Annotated in this window: 19 protein-coding genes; 9 read left to right on the plus strand and 10 right to left on the minus strand. The window is 34.8% G+C overall.

Annotated features, from left to right (window positions below; translation table 11 throughout):
- Positions 1-6: 6 nt before the first annotated feature.
- On the plus strand, positions 7-780 hold the full coding sequence (gene lpxA, locus P2086_RS02420) for an acyl-ACP--UDP-N-acetylglucosamine O-acyltransferase (RefSeq protein ID WP_317898840.1): 774 nt from the start codon (positions 7-9) through the stop codon (positions 778-780).
- Between the two features lie 127 nt (positions 781-907).
- Entirely contained in the window at positions 908-1,534 is a 627-nt protein-coding gene (locus tag P2086_RS02425) for an ABC transporter ATP-binding protein (protein ID WP_317898841.1), read from the plus strand.
- A 64-nt stretch (positions 1,535-1,598) separates the two neighbouring features.
- Here the strand turns inward: P2086_RS02425 and P2086_RS02430 are convergent, their stop codons facing one another.
- From P2086_RS02430 to P2086_RS02440, 3 genes are all read right to left on the minus strand, one after another.
- Positions 1,599-2,462 carry a DUF4249 family protein gene (locus tag P2086_RS02430; RefSeq protein WP_317898842.1) on the minus strand — a complete coding sequence of 288 codons (864 nt, stop codon included), beginning with the start codon at positions 2,460-2,462 and terminating at the stop codon, positions 1,599-1,601.
- Between the two features lie 126 nt (positions 2,463-2,588).
- Positions 2,589-3,473 (minus strand): DUF4249 family protein, encoded by an 885-nt coding sequence (locus P2086_RS02435; protein WP_317898843.1) that lies wholly within the window; start codon positions 3,471-3,473, stop codon positions 2,589-2,591.
- A gap of 21 nt (positions 3,474-3,494) precedes the next feature.
- Positions 3,495-5,849, minus strand: a complete 2,355-nt coding sequence (locus tag P2086_RS02440) for a TonB-dependent receptor (RefSeq protein WP_317898844.1) — start codon at positions 5,847-5,849, stop codon at positions 3,495-3,497.
- Between the two features lie 410 nt (positions 5,850-6,259).
- Here P2086_RS02440 and hisS point away from each other — a divergent pair, with 410 nt between their 5' ends.
- From hisS to P2086_RS02475, 7 genes are all read left to right on the plus strand, one after another.
- Complete coding sequence (hisS, locus tag P2086_RS02445) at positions 6,260-7,645, plus strand: histidine--tRNA ligase (protein WP_317898845.1); 1,386 nt, start codon at positions 6,260-6,262, stop codon at positions 7,643-7,645.
- On the plus strand, positions 7,642-9,138 hold the full coding sequence (gene hutH, locus P2086_RS02450; RefSeq protein ID WP_317898846.1) for a histidine ammonia-lyase: 1,497 nt from the start codon (positions 7,642-7,644) through the stop codon (positions 9,136-9,138). The genes hisS and hutH overlap by 4 nt, the downstream gene beginning before the upstream one ends.
- Entirely contained in the window at positions 9,128-9,712 is a 585-nt protein-coding gene (locus P2086_RS02455) for a hypothetical protein (RefSeq protein WP_317898847.1), read from the plus strand. Before hutH ends, P2086_RS02455 begins: the two co-directional genes overlap by 11 nt.
- Positions 9,713-9,857: 145 nt before the next feature.
- Entirely contained in the window at positions 9,858-10,955 is a 1,098-nt protein-coding gene (locus tag P2086_RS02460; protein WP_317898848.1) for a DUF2911 domain-containing protein, read from the plus strand.
- Positions 10,956-11,049: 94 nt separating this feature from the next.
- A complete protein-coding gene (locus tag P2086_RS02465) occupies positions 11,050-11,583 on the plus strand; it encodes an RNA polymerase sigma factor (RefSeq protein WP_317898849.1) in 534 nt (177 codons plus the stop codon).
- Complete coding sequence (locus tag P2086_RS02470) at positions 11,576-11,833, plus strand: hypothetical protein (RefSeq protein WP_317898850.1); 258 nt, start codon at positions 11,576-11,578, stop codon at positions 11,831-11,833. The genes P2086_RS02465 and P2086_RS02470 overlap by 8 nt, the downstream gene beginning before the upstream one ends.
- Positions 11,834-11,835: 2 nt before the next feature.
- Positions 11,836-12,399 (plus strand): ClpP family protease, encoded by a 564-nt coding sequence (locus P2086_RS02475; protein WP_317898851.1) that lies wholly within the window; start codon positions 11,836-11,838, stop codon positions 12,397-12,399.
- Between the two features lie 161 nt (positions 12,400-12,560).
- Here P2086_RS02475 and P2086_RS02480 read toward each other — a convergent pair whose 3' ends face one another.
- The 7 genes from P2086_RS02480 to P2086_RS02510 form a co-directional block, all read right to left on the minus strand.
- Positions 12,561-12,815 (minus strand): hypothetical protein, encoded by a 255-nt coding sequence (locus P2086_RS02480; RefSeq protein WP_317898852.1) that lies wholly within the window; start codon positions 12,813-12,815, stop codon positions 12,561-12,563.
- Between the two features lie 185 nt (positions 12,816-13,000).
- On the minus strand, positions 13,001-13,753 hold the full coding sequence (locus P2086_RS02485) for a LytR/AlgR family response regulator transcription factor (protein ID WP_317898853.1): 753 nt from the start codon (positions 13,751-13,753) through the stop codon (positions 13,001-13,003).
- Positions 13,750-14,763: a sensor histidine kinase gene (locus P2086_RS02490; protein ID WP_317898854.1), complete on the minus strand. Its 1,014-nt coding sequence runs from the start codon at positions 14,761-14,763 to the stop codon at positions 13,750-13,752. Before P2086_RS02490 ends, P2086_RS02485 begins: the two co-directional genes overlap by 4 nt.
- 31 nt (positions 14,764-14,794) lie before the next feature.
- Positions 14,795-15,373, minus strand: coding sequence for an NAD(P)H-dependent oxidoreductase (locus P2086_RS02495; RefSeq protein WP_317898855.1), 579 nt, complete (start codon positions 15,371-15,373; stop codon positions 14,795-14,797).
- A 42-nt stretch (positions 15,374-15,415) separates the two neighbouring features.
- Complete coding sequence (locus P2086_RS02500) at positions 15,416-17,797, minus strand: TonB-dependent receptor (protein ID WP_317898856.1); 2,382 nt, start codon at positions 17,795-17,797, stop codon at positions 15,416-15,418.
- A 105-nt stretch (positions 17,798-17,902) separates the two neighbouring features.
- Positions 17,903-18,244 (minus strand): bacillithiol system redox-active protein YtxJ, encoded by a 342-nt coding sequence (gene ytxJ, locus P2086_RS02505; RefSeq protein WP_317898857.1) that lies wholly within the window; start codon positions 18,242-18,244, stop codon positions 17,903-17,905.
- Between the two features lie 67 nt (positions 18,245-18,311).
- Positions 18,312-19,148 carry an alpha/beta hydrolase gene (locus tag P2086_RS02510; RefSeq protein ID WP_317898858.1) on the minus strand — a complete coding sequence of 279 codons (837 nt, stop codon included), beginning with the start codon at positions 19,146-19,148 and terminating at the stop codon, positions 18,312-18,314.
- Positions 19,149-19,220: the final 72 nt, after the last annotated feature.

The raw sequence follows: 19,220 nt of genomic DNA on the forward strand, positions 1-19,220 counted from the left end.
AAATTTATGATTTCACCGCTCGCGAATGTAAGTCCTAAAGCTAAAATTGGCAAAAATGTTACCATTGAAGCTTTTGCGACCATTTACCACGATGTGGAAATAGGAGACGATTGTTTTATTCACCCAAATGCCGTTATTTATCCTGATACTATTATTGGAAGCGGATGTAAAATATTTCCCGGTGCCGTGATTGGTATTGTAAGTCAGGATTTAAAATACAATGGCGAAAAATCAAATACCGTTATTGGTAAAAATACAACCATCAGAGAATACGCTACTATACACAAAGGTACTGCAGACCGCATGACTACTAAGGTCGGCGACAACTGTCTTATTATGTGCTACACACATTTGGGTCATGACTGCGCCATTGGAAACAACGTTATTATTGCTAACAATGGTAGTTTAGCAGGACATATAACGGTTGAGGATTACGTTATTATTGAAGGAGTGGTTGCTGCCCAACAATTTGTAAATATTGGAGCACATTCTTTTGTAGCAGGTGCTTCGCTTGTTAGAAAAAGTGTCCCACCTTACATACGCGTTGCACGTGAACCACTTCAATTTATTGGGGTAAATACTATTGGTCTGGCCCGCAGAGGATTTGATAAAGAGAAAATAAAACAAATAGAAGATATTTACCGTATTATTTTTGTTCGCGGGCATAATTTGTCAAACGCACTTGAAATTGTAGAAAACGAAATGCCCGATACTGAAACCAGAAGAGAGATTGTGGATTTTATCCGCAAACAAACGGACGGTATTGTGAAAGGAATTTAGTTTAGTGAACCAGAACTTAATGAACCCTCCAGATTTAAGAGGCCACAGGATTAAGAACTTTGCGATCTTCGCGTCTCTGGGCGACATAAAAACAATGATGCAACTATAAACTATTGATCACACACAATTGACTCTCTCCATCTCTCTATATAATCTTGGAAAAAAATTCAACAGAGAGTGGATCTTTAGAGGTCTTAATTTTGAAATTCAACACAATCAAAAACTTTTAGTTCTCGGCGGTAATGGTTCTGGTAAATCTACTTTACTGCAAGTGGTTTCGGGATTTTTAACACCAAACGAAGGAGAGGTTTCTATTAGTGTTGACGAAAAAAAAATAGATCCTGAAAAAACAAAAAACATTATTTCTTTTGCTTCACCTTATTTACAATTGATAGAAGATTTTACACTTGTTGAAATGATTGAGCATACAAAAGTGTTTAAACCTTTTGTAAATAATTTATCCAACGAGGAAATAATTGAGATTATTCAATTACAGAATGCCAAACATAAATTCATTAAACAATTCTCGAGTGGTATGAAACAACGTTTGAAATTGGGCTTGGCCATTTTAGCAGACTCTCCTTTGCTACTTTTAGATGAACCTGTGAGCAATCTTGATAAAAATGCAATTGCTTGGTACAAAGAACTTATCTCACGCTATACAAATAACCGCACCGTGATAGTTTGTTCAAATGCAATTGCCGACGAACATTTTTTTTGCGACTCGGAATTAAATGTGACAGATTACAAATGAAAAACCCAATAAAATACTACCGAATTAAAAAATAATTTTTTGTAGCTGCTTTTGCAACCGAAACTTATTTTGGAATATCTTTGTTTGCCGAACACGCATTCGCAACACTGAACCAACCTACGGCTTTTCTTTTGGCGTCAGTTGGCGTTGTAAAATTTGTTTTTATGTTTTCCGGCGTGGTGGCAAACAAACCACCGTTGTTTATTTGTTTCTGCGCCTGTTCTAGAAAATCATAAGTTTCTTTTGAAATTGCGCATACGCTAACATAGCAGAGATTTCCGGGAGCATAGGTTGCATAACCCAACAAGCTATATGGAGTGGAAAAATAGATCGAGTCAGTTGGTGCGTCTCTAACTATCCCAGCAGTACCGTCTATACATAAGTTAATGAAGGCAGAATCACGATTCGATTTAATCCAATAGTAATCCGGATTGTTATCAGCTTTGTCTTTCGCCCAGAGATAACATGAGTAATAAAGTGGTTTAACCTCCCCAGTAAATTGATCTTTAGTAAATGCCTTAGCACTTATGCTATCAATACTTGCGGCCCTCGGTTGAGTAGTAAGCGCTGTGTATATAGAACCTTCGATATTTATTTCCAACTTGTATTGGTGATTGGCGACAAACGATTCTTTTTTGACTTCAATTTCATACCTGTCGTCACGAACATATTGAAACTTATAAGATTTGTCTTCGGTGAGGTCATACAAAGTAGCACTAGCATTCGTTATTGGCTCTGGCTCTTCTGAATTAAAATAGGTTGAATTTTTGTGTATAAAAATAGCCTGTGCATCGTATTGACTTTCCAAGAACGCATCGATCACAATGAGCTCTGAGCCTTTGTCCAGTTTAACCTGAACCACATCGGTACAGCGCACTGATATTAGAAAAGCTGTGATTAAGCAGAGGGTGGGTTTGACTCTTTTCATTACTTTTATTAAAGTTACTGAAAATAATAACACCCAACGATTCGTTGCAGTTTGAGAACAAATCCGTACAAATAAAAGATTCGAAACTATCTCCCTAGATCGGAGAACTTAAACAATTGTTTACACTTAAGGAATTAATTTCGATTTAGTCGCCACACTAGCCATATTAAACCAACCAACGGCTTTGGTTTTTGCTCCCGCAGGTGCTACAATATTTGTTTTTACATTCTCTGGCGTCGTAGCAAATAATCCGCCATTATTTATTTGTGCTTGTGCTTGCAAAAAGAAAAAATAGGTATCATGAGAAATAGAATGTATTTCTACCTTACAAGTATTTCCTCTTTGGTAGCGTTTAAATCCTAAAAATGTTGCCGGCGGCGTGAAGTAGTTTGAATCTAAGTCGCCCTCGGTAACAGCACCACCAGTTCCATCAATACACACATTTATATCTCCTGTTCCGCTAAATAAGGTGTCGTTACGAAATGTTTTTACCCAATAATAATCTGTGTTATTATCCACTTTATCTTTTGCCCATAAACTACAAAAATAAAAAGGATCTTCTGGAGGGCCAAAACCATTATCACCATCATTGTACTCAGCTCTTATGCTATCTAATCCTGCTGTTCTTTTTTGAATTGCCAAAGATGTATACGTATCGCCATCAATCGTTACATTCAATTCATACTGGTGTCCAATTTTTGCAATAGTATCATTACCATTAGTATTGTAGACATAATTCCCGTTGCCAACATCACTAAAAAGAAACTGTTTGGATGCTGTAAGGTCCTTTAAAATTACTTGTGCACCTGATACAGGTGGAGCTTCACGGTTACTAAAATAAGTGTCGTTTGTAACAACTCTGATGGTTTGGATACCATCCAAATCATTTACAAAAGCGTCGATAACATAAAGCTTAGACCCTTCGTCGAGTTTTATCTGAACAACATCTTCACAAGAACTTAAAAAGAATGCCGTAATGGTAAAAAATAAAAAATTAATAAATGGTTTCATGTTATGGGAAATATACAGTGATTAAAATTTAAAATTATATGTAATTGCTGGAACAAATGAACCAATGATGGAGTATCTTACTGCCTCTGTTTGTTGTGGTTCACCTTCCTTCGTTCTAAAATAAATACTGAAGGCATTTCGTCTATTATACACATTGTAAATGCTTACCACAATGGTTTGCTTGTAACGACGTCGTTCATTTTTCTTAAACGAATAAGTTGCTCCAATATCCATTCGATGATAAGGTGTAATGCGGTAATTATTTCTTATACCATCTGTGTTATAAGGAATGTTTTGATCTTGAATTTGAATTTTTGAATTTGGAAAAGTTCCCGGAACACCCGACAACAAAACAAAGTTAGTTGAGATATTCCAACGCTTTGTTAAATCATAGTTTACGCTTGTGTTTAATACATGTGTTCTGTCGTAGCGACTGAAGAACCAGTTATCATTGCTAATCCCACGTACATTACGTTCGGTTTTACTGATGGTATAACTGATCCAGCCCTGTATTCTCCCTTTCGATTTTTTTACATAGAATTCAGCTCCGTAAGCTCTCCCTAAACCTTGCACTAATTGATTTTCAACAGTTGCATTAATAAACAAATCTGCGTTATCAATATAGTCCAACTGATTTTTCAAATACTTGTAATACACTTCAACAGAGGTTTCAAACATGTTATCTTTAAAGTTGCGGAAGTATCCTACGCTCACTTGATCAGCAATTAAAGGCTTCAAATTATTGGACGCAATGGTGTAAACATCTAAAGGCGTACTTGCAGCTGTATTACTAATAAGCTGTATGTATTGCGCCATACGGTTATAACTTGCCTTTAATGAACTTGATTTGTTTAACACATAATTCGCAGAAAGACGAGGTTCAGGATTTATATACTCTTTAATAAGTTCTCCTGATGAAAATGTTTTTGTTTCTTCTAGCGGTAATGATGTGTTTGGTATAGTATCGCGGAAATAATATGCTTTACCTTTTCCAATATTGGTGTACATACTTACGCGTAAGCCATATTCAATCGTTAACTTCTGAGTTAATTTTTGTTCGTTGCCGATATAAGCTGAATACTCAACGCCATAACGTTTGTCGGCCAAAAACTTAACAGTGGATCCACCTTCAAAAGTGGCAGTAGCATCGTATGGCAGGAAGTCGTAGGCCAGGGCTTGTACTCCAAAACGAATCGTATTCCGTGTATTTAAATAATAACTAAAATCCGTTTTCCCACTATAATTCACAATATTACTTCTCCATTTAAACCCTGTACCATTGCTGGTTTCAAATCCGAGCTTATAATTGTAATTACTGTAAAATACAGTGGCATTCATAAATAGTTTTGTATTAAAAATATGATTCCAACGCATTGTTGCAGTTGTATTTCCCCAGTCAAAACCAAAAACCTCAGCGCCGAATACATCTCTTCCTAAATAACCACTAGCAAACACCGTATTCTTATCATTTATTCTCCAGTTAAATTTTGCTGTAAGGTCATAAAAATAAAAACTCGCTTTTTTCAGAGGATTAGAATCTTTAACGAATGGTTTCACTAAAGCATCAATATAACTGCGACGACCAGCAATAATAAAACTTGCTTTATTTTTAATAAGAGGAGCCTCAATACTCAAACGACTGAAAATAGTACCGAGTCCGCCATTTACTTCAAGTTTTTTACTGTTACCTTCTTTCATTCTAACATCAAGAATAGAAGAAACACGTCCACCATACTGAGAAGGGATTCCGCCTTTAATAAGTTTCACATCTTTTACTGCATCGGGATTAAACACAGAGAAAAAGCCAAATAAATGCGATGAATTATATACAGGAGCCTCATCCAATAAAATTAAATTCTGATCAATATTTCCTCCCCTTACATTAAATCCACTTGCTCCTTCTCCCACAGTTGTCACACCAGGTAATAATTGAATGGCACGAATAACATCTACTTCACCTAACAAAGCTGGAATTTTATTAATTTGTTTAATATCTAATTTTGCAACGCTCATTTCGACACTCTTCACATTTTTATCCTCTGCTTCACCTGTAATAATAACTTCATCTAAATCGGTTCCTTCTTCAGAAAGTTCCACGTTTTTAGTAATATTTTTATCGAGCTTCACAGAAAAAGTAAAAGTGCCATATCCAATTAAAGAAATACCAATTTCATGTTCACCTTTTGGAAGTGTGAAGGAGTAAAACCCGTACTCGTTTGCCGATGCGCCAATATTAGATCCCACTTTATAAACAGTAGCTCCAATAAGAGACTCTCCGTTTTTGACATCTTTAATATAACCGCTAATTGTTGCTTTTTCTTGACTGTATAAACCAAAAGTCAATAGAAAAAAAAGTAAACTTATCTTAAACTTCATAAAAATTATTTCTTTTTGAGTAACTGTTCTTTAAAATCGGATGCAAACCTATGGAAACTAAAATTATCTCACAAGTTTCCGTGTCGAAAATTTGCCTTCTGTGTATAATTTAGCGGCAAAAATCTTCTGAAAGGGTTTAGATTGTATCATATTGTCGGTGAATTGCTTAGTAAGACCAATAAATGCCATAAAAGTTTAGTTTGTTATCCATTATTTTCAATGCTTAGACAATTCTATTGAGCTTTACCCCTACACATTTCGAAAAATTTTTAAAATTTAGATAACACAGTCGTTCAAGTATATTAGTTACAAGTACCGTATTTACGGACAAGCGGCGAGAACTAGCACAGCAAATCATGTTATTCTTGCACTTTTTTAGTAAGTTTACATTTTATTTTGAATTCTAATTGATGAAGCCTTCCATACCAAGAGGAACCCGTGATTTTGGTCCTGCAGAAATGCAGAAACGAAACTATATTTTAAGTATTCTAAGAAATAATTTCGAACTGTTTGGATATGAGCCTATTGAGACGCCGTCGATGGAAAATATTTCCACGCTAACTGGAAAATATGGCGATGAAGGAGATCAACTTATTTTTAAAATTCTGAACTCTCGCATACACGAAAGCAAAAACAAAGATCTTCTTAAAAAAGAATTTGATCTCTCTCTTGAATCTTCCAGAAACTCAGAAGATTTAACAGAAAAAGCACTACGCTACGACCTCACAGTGCCATTCGCACGCTTTGTTGTCATGAATCAGCACAAACTTATTTTTCCATTTAAACGCTATCAAATACAACCCGTTTGGCGGGCTGATCGTCCCCAAAAAGGCCGTTACCGTGAATTTTACCAATGCGACGCCGATGTGATTGGATCCAACTCTTTGCTGAATGAATTGGATTTAATTGCGATGATGGATAAATCATTTAGCCAACTAAACATTCCCGTATTACTAAAATTCAATAACCGCAAAATTTTAACTGCTTTAGCAGAAGTTATTAATGAGCCTTCCAAAATTATTGATATAACGGTTGCTATTGATAAGCTAGATAAGATTGGAAAAGATGGCGTAAATAAAGAGCTGAATGAAAAAGGAATTTCGGCAGAAGCTATTAACAAGCTTCAACCGCTTCTCGATTTCAAAGGCTCAAATAATGAAAAGGTAGAAATTCTTAGAAGCCTTGTTGGATCAACAGAAATTGGAAAAAAAGGTCTCGAAGAAATTGAATTTCTATTAAAAAACGTTTCTCCTAATCATGCAAAGATTGAATTAGATATCACTTTAGCCCGTGGCTTAAATTATTATACCGGTACTATTTTTGAAGTTAAAGCAAATGCCGGAACCTTTACGCCAAGTATTTTAGGTGGCGGCAGGTACGATGACCTAACCGGAATTTTTGGTTTACCAAACATGAGTGGAGTTGGCATATCTTTTGGCGTAGATCGCATTTACGATGTGATGGAAGAATTAAACGTTTTTCCTGAATCTATTTCCAATTCATCATCTACAGCTTTACTCTTTACTCACTTTGATGAGGAGTCGCAATACTACTGCATTCATTTGGCCAAAGATCTTCGTGATGCAAATATTTCTTGTGAAATTTATCCCGACATTACTAAAAAACTTGGAAAACAAATAGAGTACGCGGATAAAAAAAATATTCCTTTTGTGTGCACAGTTGGCAGCAATGAAATTACAAAAGGCGTTTACGCAATTAAAAAAATGAGTACCGGCGATAAACAAGAATTAAACATTACTGATTTGATCCACTATTTAAAAACTGAGCTTGCATGAAATTCATAATTGATCATACCAAACGTCTTACCCTTGAGGAATTACAAAAATTTATATCAGATAAAGATGCCACAGTTGAATTATCTACCGCTTCAAAAAAATCTATCAGTGCCTGCCGCGCTTATCTTGACAAAAAATTAAAAACCAACAACGGTCCCATTTATGGTATTAACACAGGTTTTGGATCGTTGTGCAACGTTATAGTTCCGGATAAGGACCTTGAACAATTGCAGGAAAATTTAGTGAAGAGTCATGCTTGCGGCATGGGTGAAGAAGTGCCTGAGGGAATTGTAAAACTGATGCTGTATTTAAAAATACAATCTCTTTCTTATGGTAAAAGTGGTGTTCAACTTGAGACTGTAGAGCATTTATGTGATCTCATTAATCATAAAATTTATCCAGTTGTTTATCAGCAGGGGTCCTTGGGTGCAAGCGGAGATCTAGCTCCGTTAGCACATTTGTGTTTACCTATTCTAGGTTTAGGAAAAGTAAATTACAAAGGTTCTCAGCTTGAAACGCGTATTGTATTTGAACAAAAAAAACTAAGCTCTGTAAAATTAAAATCTAAGGAAGGTCTTGCCTTACTTAACGGCACTCAGTTTATGAGCGCATATGGAATTTACTGTTTATTAAAATCGCATAACTTAAATAAAGCTGGTGACTTTATTACCGCTTTATCTATTGATGCATTTGACGCGCGCATTGATCCCTTTAAAGATCATCTGCATACTATTAGGGCTCATGCCGGACAATTACAAACGGCGCAAACTATTCGAAAGCATCTAATAGGAAGCGAAATTACGGCTAAGGCAAAAGAACAGGTTCAAGATCCTTATTCGTTTCGTTGTGTTCCTCAAGTGCATGGCGCTACAAAGGATGCAGTAAATTATGTGACCAATGTTTTTGAAACAGAAATAAATTCTGTCACCGATAACCCAACTATTTTTGAAGATGAAGATGAAATTTTAAGTGGTGGAAATTTCCACGGACAACCCTTGGCTTTAGCACTTGATTTTTTATGTATTGCTATGGCCGAACTGGGAAGTATTTCGGAGCGAAGAACATATCTTTTAATTTCGGGGCAACGCGGACTTCCTCCTTTCTTAACACCTAATCCAGGATTAAACTCCGGATTTATGATCCCGCAATACACAGCTGCAAGTATTGTTAGTCAAAGTAAACAGTTGTGTACTCCGGCTAGTGTTGACAGCATCGTAAGTAGTAATGGTCAGGAAGATCACGTAAGTATGGGCGCCAACGCCGCAACAAAATGTTATCAAGTAGTAAATAATACTGAAAAAGTTTTATCAATAGAATTACTTAATGCCGCTCAGGCATTAGAATTCAGAAGACCTTTAAAATCATCGCCGAAAATTGAAGAGATGATGGACGCTTATCGTAAAGTTGTTTTTGTGATGCGTCATGACGAAGTAGTTCACGAATTAATGCATGCTTCTCAACTCTTTGTAAAAAAATATTTTAATGAAGTGTAATTTTATACTCGTTTTTAATTTCTTATTATTCCTATTTCCTTTGGCAGCAGATGCTTGTCAGTGTCCTTCAACACAACTGAATATTGAAGAATGCAATAAATATGAAATAATATTTAAGGGAAAAATTCTACGTGTAGTTGATTGCGATCATAAATTTGGAGAAGCTATTTTTGATATAGAAGAATTGTATAAAGGAAATAGCACACAAGAATTTAAAGTGCTTTTCGAATGTAATGTTGAATGCGCACAGAAGTTCGCGGTTGGCGACGAATGGATAATATACAGTCGTTACAAACAAATTGATAACGCCAAAATGGATTGGTGTAGTCGCAGTAGAAAGTTTTTTAAAGTAGAACAACAAGACTTTTACACCGTTAATTACGGAAATGATTATTACGACGAAGTGAAATTTCTTCAAGAAAATTTAGGACTTCATCGTGTTATTACAGAACATAAAAGCCAAATGGATCATCGTAATACCAAACCAAACACTAAACAGATGATCATCATTTTGCTTTCTTCATTAGCAGCGATTATTTTATTTTATTATTTGTTTAATAAACTTTTTCGGTAGTGCTATTGAATAGCTAAAAACGTTTACCGCTTATTCTCTTATTCAACCATTTAACCAAATCACCCGTTCAGGGGGATAGTATAATTATTATCGTTGTTTATTTTTAAAGAAGAATCTCCGTATTCATTCACCTAAATTATTCAACATGAAAACAATTACTTTATTTACAGCAATTTTCTTTCAGTGCTTTGCCTTAACTGCTCAACTTCATAAATCAATTCCACCAGGCGGAAACAAAAAAGCGCTCGTTGGCGAGCAAATTGGAATTACAGACGTTGTGATTCATTATGATAGACCAGGCGTTAAAGGACGTGAGGGTAAGATCTATGGAACGCCAGTTGTACACAAAGGATTTGAAAATCTTGGATTTGGCACTAGCAAAGCAGCGCCATGGAGAGCAGGCGCAAATGAAAACACGACGATTGAATTTTCAACCGATGTAAAAATAGAAGGTAAAGATTTACAGGCTGGAAAATATGGTTTTTTTATTGCTTACGAGACAAATGAATGCACACTTATTTTCTCAAAAAACTCCACATCCTGGGGAAGCTATTTTTATAGTGAAAATGAAGATGCTTTGCGCGTAAAAGTAAAACCGACCGCTATGGATAAAAGTGTTGAATGGCTCAAATATGAATTCATCAATCAAACAGAAAATAGCGCTACTATTGCGTTAGAGTGGGAAAAACTAATGATCGCTTTTAAAATAGAAGTTGATCTGGTGAAAACGCGTTTAGAAAACTATCGCTTGGCTTTTAGAGATAAAGATGGATTCCGCTGGGAACTAATGGATGAGGGGGCTCGCTTTTGTTTAACTAATAACACCAATCTGGAAGAAGGCCTCGAATGGTCAAACACCGCTATTTCATTTAGTCAGAATTTCACAGATTTAAGTACTAATGCTAATTTGCACGATAAATTAGGTCACAAAACTAAATCCGATTCTATCATGAAAATAGCAATGGAAAAAGGATCCTTAGTTGAACTTCACCAGTACGGTCGAAAATTAATTGGAGAGAAAAAAGCAAAGGCAGCCTTAGATATTTTTCAGTTAAATGCGAAAAAACACCCTAAAGATTTCACCACTTACGTTGGTTTAGCACGCGGTTATTCTGCAAACGGAGATTACAAAACAGCGCTCGTGAATGCAAAACTTGCTTTGCCATTGGCTCCCAATGATCTCAATAAAACATCCGTGCAAGCTTTTATACCTAAACTAGAAAAAGGTACAGACATTAACTAGAAAAAACAAAAGGCGCTTATTTCAAATTTTACTAATTTTATTTTGTATTTGAAGGTGATATATTTTCAAAAACAGACACATATTGGTAATGACTATGATAAATGAACAAAAATCTGCTCAAACAAACGAAGAGTTATTTGTGCATGCCTATAAAACGACTTTTCAGAAAGTTGCCACATTCATTAAAAAAATGGGGGGCACCTTTGAAGAAGCCAAAGATATCTTTCAGGATTCACTCGTTATTTATTATGAGAAAAGAATTATTCCGGGTCGAGCCGTGCAGGATAGTGAATCTAATTACATTACGGGTATAGCCAAACATTTATGGTACAAGAAATACCGCGAAGATAAGCCACTAAGATCATTAAACATTCTGCCAGAACTTTCTCTCGAAGAAGACGAACCGAAAATTTCAGAAAACATACTTCGTTTTGTAGAACGTTCAGGAAAAAAATGTCTCGAATTACTTCAATGCTTTTATTACGATAAACTTAGTATGAAAGATATTGCGGAACGCTTTGGTTTTTCAGGTGAACGCTCTGCAACAACCCAAAAATATAAATGCATCGAGAAAATAAGAGATGCCGTTAAAGAAAGATCATTGACTAAAGAAGATTTTTATGTTTGAAACTCAGCAAATAGAATTATATCTACTGAATAAACTTTCTCCTGAAGAACAACTTTTAATGGAGGCCAACGTTTTAATTAATGAGGATTTGAAAAGAAAACTATTTTTTCAAAAACAAACACAAATTTTGGTTCGTGATTTCGGGCGTAAAAAATTAAAGGCTGAAATTGAAGCGGTTCACATAAAAATGTTCAGCGAAAAACAATTCCAAACATTTAGTCAAAAGATTTTAAACATTTTTAAAAAGTAAATATGAGCGCACCTCGTTTAATAGATTTGATTGATGAAAAAATTCTAAACAACCGTAAAGTGTTTTTATGGGGACAAGTGGATGATGCTTCAGCTAAACATGTCATTGATAGGCTTCTCTACTTAGAACTCAGGGATCCCGGCAAAGAAATTCAACTCATTATTAATAGTCCTGGCGGTTACGTAACATCAGGATTTGCGATTTACGACACTATTAAATCTATCAGTAGTCCAGTTTCTACAGTATGCAGTGGTTTTGCAGCTTCTATGGCCTCAATTCTTTTATCAGCTGGTACAAACGGACGGAGATATGTTTTAAAACACGGAAGAGTAATGATTCATCAACCAAGTGGTGGAACGGGCGGTAATTCTGCAGATATCGAAATCCAGGCTAACGAGCTTCTTAAAACAAAAGAATTAAGCGCGAAAATTCTAGCTGAAAATTGCAAACAACCCGTAGAAAAAATTTTAAAAGATTTTGATCGAGATTACTTTATGAATGCTAGTGAATCTGTGGCTTATGGCATAGCAGACGCAGTTCTTGAAAATTTAGTTGAAGAGAAATAATTTACAATTAAAAAAATAAAACCTTAGCAACTCCGTGGTGACATTTTAGAATCACACTATTGAAGATTCTGTTTACACACAAAAACCGACAATTTTCAATCTTTAAACCCAAAAAAAGAATTGTATCGGAGTCGCCTTGGTTTGTATTTTAGTATTCTTGACTATTTCCTAATAAACGGATTGTCATTTTTTATAAAGTATCCAGGTTGAATTGATTGGTCTACTTTTTCAAAGGCATTTACTTCAGTTACTTGATTGTCTTCTATATGCAATACCATTTCGGCAAAAAAACCATTCAAAGAATACAATACTTTATTTATTTTATCTGTTTTGTTTCTGCTAATATAAAATCCCCATTCCCAAATGGCTTCGCAGCGGTGATCAAGATCTAGTGCGTTAAATTCCGCTAATGTCATTATCCTTTCAATTTTTAAGTTTCTACTACAAAGATAAGAACTTAGAAAGTCATAATAAAGTTAACATTCGTGAAAGAGCTTACTAATGTAAGATTTGATGCAACTTTGTGACGGCTCAATTATACTGTTTAGCGATAAAAAACGGGCATTCATCAAAATGATAATAAAACAGTCTCAAAAGCTATTTATTTATCTAACCAGGCTTTAAAATCGTTGACTCTTTCACGACTAACCACTCCATCTTCTTCATTTAAAGAATCGATATTTAATTTTAATCGGCTATTAAAATAAGGGCTTACTTTTTTAATGCTACTAATATTTAATAATACTTTTCTATTAATTCTAAAAAAAATATCCGGTGAAATTAAGGTCTCCAGATTATCTAAAGTATAGTCAATCACGTAACGTTTATTTTCTTTTATCAATAAAACAACCCCATCTTCGGAAATAAAATACGAAATATCTTCGCTCTTTACAGTTGAAATTGTGTCTCCCATTTTAACCATAAATCGGCTTTTAAATTGCTTATTTAGATTTTGGTAGGCATTACTAATATTCTCTAGGATAACTGACTGCCCTAGGGAAACAAACTTTTTATATTTTTCGAGCGCGCTTTTTAAATCTGCCAGTCCTATTGGTTTTAAAAGATAATCGATGCTATTCGTCTTAAAAGCTTTGATAGCATATTCATCGTAAGCGGTGGTAAATATTATTGGAGTTTCAACCGCGACTTTAGAAAAAATATCAAAACTTATTCCGTCCGCCAAATGCACATCAACAAAAAGTAAATCAGCGTTTACTCCTTTTTTAAAACTATCGATGCTTTTTTTTACTGTATCGTAATTAGCAACAATCTCGATACTCGGATCAATTTTACGCAATAAATTACTTAAATGTTCAGCCGAAAGTTTTTCGTCCTCTATAATAATAGCTTTCATCGTATTTCTAACAATGGTAATCTTACCAAAAACACACTTTTAGTCTCTTCGATTTCAACCTGTTCTTTGGTAAAATAGTTATAACGTTCCTTGATGTTCTTTAATCCTGTTTTACAGCTTGCTTCAGGAGATGTGCGTAATTGCAAATTATTGCGGACAACAATTTTATTGCGTTCGATTTCAATACTAAGGGTCAATGGAAATTCTTCCGACACTTCGTTATGTTTTATGGCATTTTCAACTAACGTCTGTAATGCCATTGGAGGTAACACTAAATTCTTAAATTCCTCTTGAATATTCATTTGTATGATTAAACTATTATGAAATCTAATTTTTAAAAGATAGAGATAAGACTCTATAAACACAAGCTCTTCCTTTAAACTCACCAATTCATTGTTCCTGCTATCGAGTACATAGCGGTACACCTTAGAAAGCTGATTAATAAAATCAACTGCTTTGTCTTGATCTTTATAAACAAGAGAAGAAAGCACCGATAAATTATTAAACATAAAATGCGGATTAATTTGATCTTTTAAATTTTGTAATTGAGCCTGGAGACTCTCTGTTTTGTATTTTTCAACTTCTACAAGCGAACGTTTCCAGTTCCTAAAAAACTGCGAACCAATTTCGATTGATAATAAAATAATAGAAACGAGAATGCCTATGATAACTGCAACAATCACAAATTTATCTTTCGCTTCCACAGGAAACTCGCACACATACTTATTGAAAAGAAGCATTGAAAAATAAATAGTTACAGAACTAAAAATTAAACACAAAAGTAACTGAATTAAAATACGTCTTCCAGGCATGTTTTGCCAAGGAAATTTCTTATTAAGCCAATCATCAATTGTTAAATTTCCTTCCCATACAAAAATTGTAATAATAATAGAAGTTAGAAATCCGAAAAACCGATTCCCTCCCTTTTCCACTGCCACGGCCTCTAATAAAAAGGAAATCGCAATGCCGACTACTATCATGTATATAAACCGTGATGCTTTTCTGCGCATGTGATAAATGTAATAAATTATGTTCTAGGAATTAAGCAACTTGTCTTCCGAGTTCCTCAATTTTTTCAATCCACTTTTCTCTGAACCCTTGGGTTGAATTCTTAACCGGTCCTATACCTGTAACTTTTACGTTTTTAATTCCGCAAAATCCTAGAGTACGATCTTTCACTTGCGCCAAAGACGGAGCTTTATAAAAATATTTATAAATCCAAATCGGCGTGTCGCTTGTATAGATGATATGCCCGGTTCGCCCGCTTAAAAGTTTATCCCATAAAATCCCTTTCTGCTTATATTTAAAAGCAAAACCTGGCAAAAGAGTTGCATCAAAAAAACCTTTTAATAGTGCAGGGACTGATCCCCACCAAACGGGATGTAGAATTACAATATGATCTGCCCACTTAATTTTTTCTTGTGCAAACAAAATATCATTTTCTGGTTCTTCCTTTTTGGAATAACCGTTTATAAAATTAATAGAGAAGTTTAACTCATACAGATTGAGTAAAACCAATTGATTTCCTTTTGAAGACGCTGCTGAAGTATACGCCTTGCTTAATGAATCACAAAAACTACTTTTTGTTGGATGCCCATTTATGACCAGTATCTTTTTCAACTTACTGAATTATTTTACAACGACAATCTCCGAACTCGACAATTAAAACTGAATTTTATATCCAAAATTCGGGAAGAAACCAATTTGATAAGCCGTATTTACTGAATTTGTAACAGGATTATACCTTTGAGCAAACACATTCTTATTGTTTGTAACGTTTTGAATATCGAAGAATAATGATTGTGAAAGCTTTGAACGTTTTGAGTTTAGAGTAAATCCAATTTTAACATCGAATCTAAAAAAGTCAGAATTTCTTTGAGTGAATGCGTAGTCGTCTCCTTGTAACACTTGACTTTGCGAAATCTGCGACGCAGCAAGATCTACAGGCGTATAATATCTTCCCCCCGCTTGCGTCATTTTTATGCCAATTGAAATTATATTTCTTTTTTCTTTCCCCAATTTAAATTCTTTTCCAGCTAAAACATTGTAAACGTATTTTCCGTTAAAAGCCGTATTTCGCTCAATGCCATCGCTGCCTTTGTATTTAGATTCGTAAATGGTTGCAGTAATAAGTGCATAATAACCTTTGGTGAAAAATTTTTCAATTGTAAGCTCTGCACCGTAATTTGTTCCAGTTCCACTATTTTTTAAATAGCTTTGGTCGTTAGGCAAAAAACTTGCGCCTGCATTCAACATCGAAAAACTTCCCGGAGTTTCAGACGCAGGAACATTTGAGAGCATTTGATAATAAATTTCTGCTTTTATTCTCCAATCTTTAACAGGTAAAACATCATAACCTAGAACAAAATGCTGACTGCGGGTAAAATCAAGATCTTTATTTGTTTGTAAATACGTTCCATCGGCTAAACGCGCTCTATAAAAATAAACATCAGTAGGTTGCATTTGACTATGCATACCATAACCCATACTGAACGTATGTTTTTCTGACACTTGATATTTTAATCCAATCCTAGGTTCAATAGAAGTTGAATTGTTTAAAGCAAGTAGTTGGGTATGAAGTCCGGCATTTAGAGTGAGTCTGTCGCTAAAACGATATTTTGCTTGTGCGTAAATTTGATGCAAAGAAGTGTTGTCTTTAAAATCCCAATATTGCCTCCAAACATTATTTGAATCTTTTTGACGTGCATCTAAATTCAGAGCAATAACTTCTGAAATAATTCCAGCTTTAATAAATAAACGCGAATTTATTTTTGAATTAAAAGAGGTGTTAATAGAATAATGAATCTGATTGCTTTTATTTTCAATGTATCTTTCGAGCGGTTTTACATCGGTGGCAATATTGTCTTCTAAATAGTTACTCCCGTTGTAGGTGGCGCCTATTACAGTATTTACATAAGATTTATCGTTTACTTTGATAAAATGTTTTAATCCTACTAGACCAATATCACTTGAGAAATAGGAATCTTTCACCGAATTTGCAAAAAGGTCGGTGCTATCAATTTTATCATGAAGAAACTCTATTTTACTTTTTGCTCCTAAACCAAATAGTGTAAATTTTCCGAATTTAGTTTGTCCGCCGTTAATTTTAAATGAAAGATCTTGATAAAAAGGTGTTGCTGCGGTTCCAATGGGAATACCCATTTGTTGAGCAAGACCTGTAAATGAATAACGGTATGCTAACAAATATGAAGAACCTTTTTCTTTGTTTATAGGGCCTTCTGTCATGGCTTCTAAACCAGTAAGCGCGCCAAGTTGTATGGTATGTTCGCGTTTTTCAGAATTACCTGTTCTAAATCCAAGATCAAACACGCCTGCGTTGGCATTACCATATTCTGCTGGAAAAGCTGAAGTAAAAAAATCTGAATTTTTTATCACATTGGTGTTAATTGCGCTCACCGGTCCACCCGTTGTTCCTACAGTAGAAAAGTGATTTGGATTTGGTATGTTAAGTCCTTCAATACGCCATAAAACGCCAGTGGGCGAATTTCCACGAATAACAATGTCGTTACGCGAATCGTCAGGCGAACTCACTCCTGCAAAATTTGCAGCAAGTCTTGATGGGTCAGATCTTCCACCTGCATAACGGTTCACCTCTTCCATTGAAAATGATCTTCCACTAACGGAAACCATTTCGTTTTGTGTTTCATTTTTTTTGGAACCAGACACAACCACTTCTTCTAAAGATGAAATATTTTCTTCCATTCCAATTTCCAATACTACCTCTTTACCAGCGCTTACATCAATATTTGGCAAAACAATTTCTTTATAGCCTAGGTAAGAAATTTTAAGGTCGTAGCGTCCGGCTTTTACTTCGGTAATTTTAAAACGACCATCGGCGTTACTAACAGACCCTTTAATTGGATCACTTCCCATCAGAACAACATTTGCTCCTGGAATTTGCATTTGTGATTGTTTGTCGATAATAACTCCACGAATGTTTTGGGTTGGCGAAGTGTTTTGTGCTTTTACACTGATTAAAAACGTTGTGCTTAAAATTAGTGTTAAAATAAAAATGTTTTTCATAGCTTTTGATTTGATGGATCAAAACTACAATGACGATTCTTGTGTTAACAGTAAAAACCTATGAACTGTCGAATTGGGTGCTTGAGTTGTAAAAATTTTAGGGCTCTATTTGGATACCTGTTCTAAAATCTCCGCAACATTTATCGCCATGTGACTTTCGGAATAAACACTTTTACCATTTTTTATTAAGAGTATCTGCGGAGATTCATGAGTCACACCATAGCGTTGGGCTATTTTGTTGGATATATTTCTATATGCAAGAAGATCTAAGTAATAAGGTGTAATCGCCATAGTATTCTCATCGCTCCAAGTTCTTTCAATTCTGCCAAGTGAAGCTCTGCTAATGCTGCAAGTTGTGCTATGCTTTAGTATTAAAACCGGTTTGGTTTTAGATAATTCATCAATTTGTTCCAATTGATTTAAAGTGCTTAGTTCATTCCAATTCATAAAGCAAAGATCAAAAATATAAAATTGAACTAAAGTTATTTTTTGCAAAACATCATTTCAAAACTCACTATTTCTTAAAAAAATCTATCGTTTTATCAAATACTTCTTTCGCGTGTTCGGGTAAGGTGCCGTTAAACGGATGTTTCACGCCAAAGGTGTGATCGCCATTTTCAATTACCAAAAGTTGCGCATGTTTCGCGCTACGGTACAAATCTTCAGCATCTTTAAATTTCACAGCCTGATCATTTGTTCCATGAACAATTAAAAAGGGAATTTCCAAACGCTTTACGGCATGATTAATATTGAGGCGTTCTTTATTAGCTTGTTGATTTTCATAAAATTGGTAATACAAAGGCATATCTTGTTTTGTTCGTGCATTCTTTGCAAACACCACGCCATCCTTTTTCCAGGTTTCAATAGTGCGAAGTTTATTTCTGTTTACTAAATCACTTACCGCTGCCCAGGTTGCAATTTTTTTTACTCTTTTATCTTCCCCTGCTTTTAAAATTACTATGCCGCCACCGCGACTATGTCCTAACAAGTATACTCTTTCAGGATCAATTTCTTTTTTTAATCCGTCAAAACTTAGAGTCCAATCAATCACATTTTTACAATCATCTAGTTCAATTGTAAAATTGTTATTTCCAAAAGCTTCTAAGTCTCCAAAATTTAAAGGGTCCTCAGGCGTAGTGCCATTGTGCGAAAAATTAAATTTAATAAATACAAAACCTCCTTCCGTAAAAGTATTGGCCATATGATCAAAATGCCCCCAATCTTTAAATCCCTTAAATCCGTGCGCGAAAATAACGACTGCTTTTGGCTTTTCTGTGCTAGTGTAGAAACAGTCTAACAAAATTGGTTTCTCTTTTGAGCCGTCGATCAGAATATTTTTAAGTTGCAGCATAGTCAAAGATAGTATTTCCAAATTTTAAAATTGATAGCTAGTAATTCCCGATTCATAAAAAAGATTATTTAA

The sequence above is a fragment of the Aurantibacillus circumpalustris genome, assembly GCF_029625215.1.
GTDB lineage: Bacteria > Bacteroidota > Bacteroidia > B-17B0 > Aurantibacillaceae > Aurantibacillus > Aurantibacillus circumpalustris.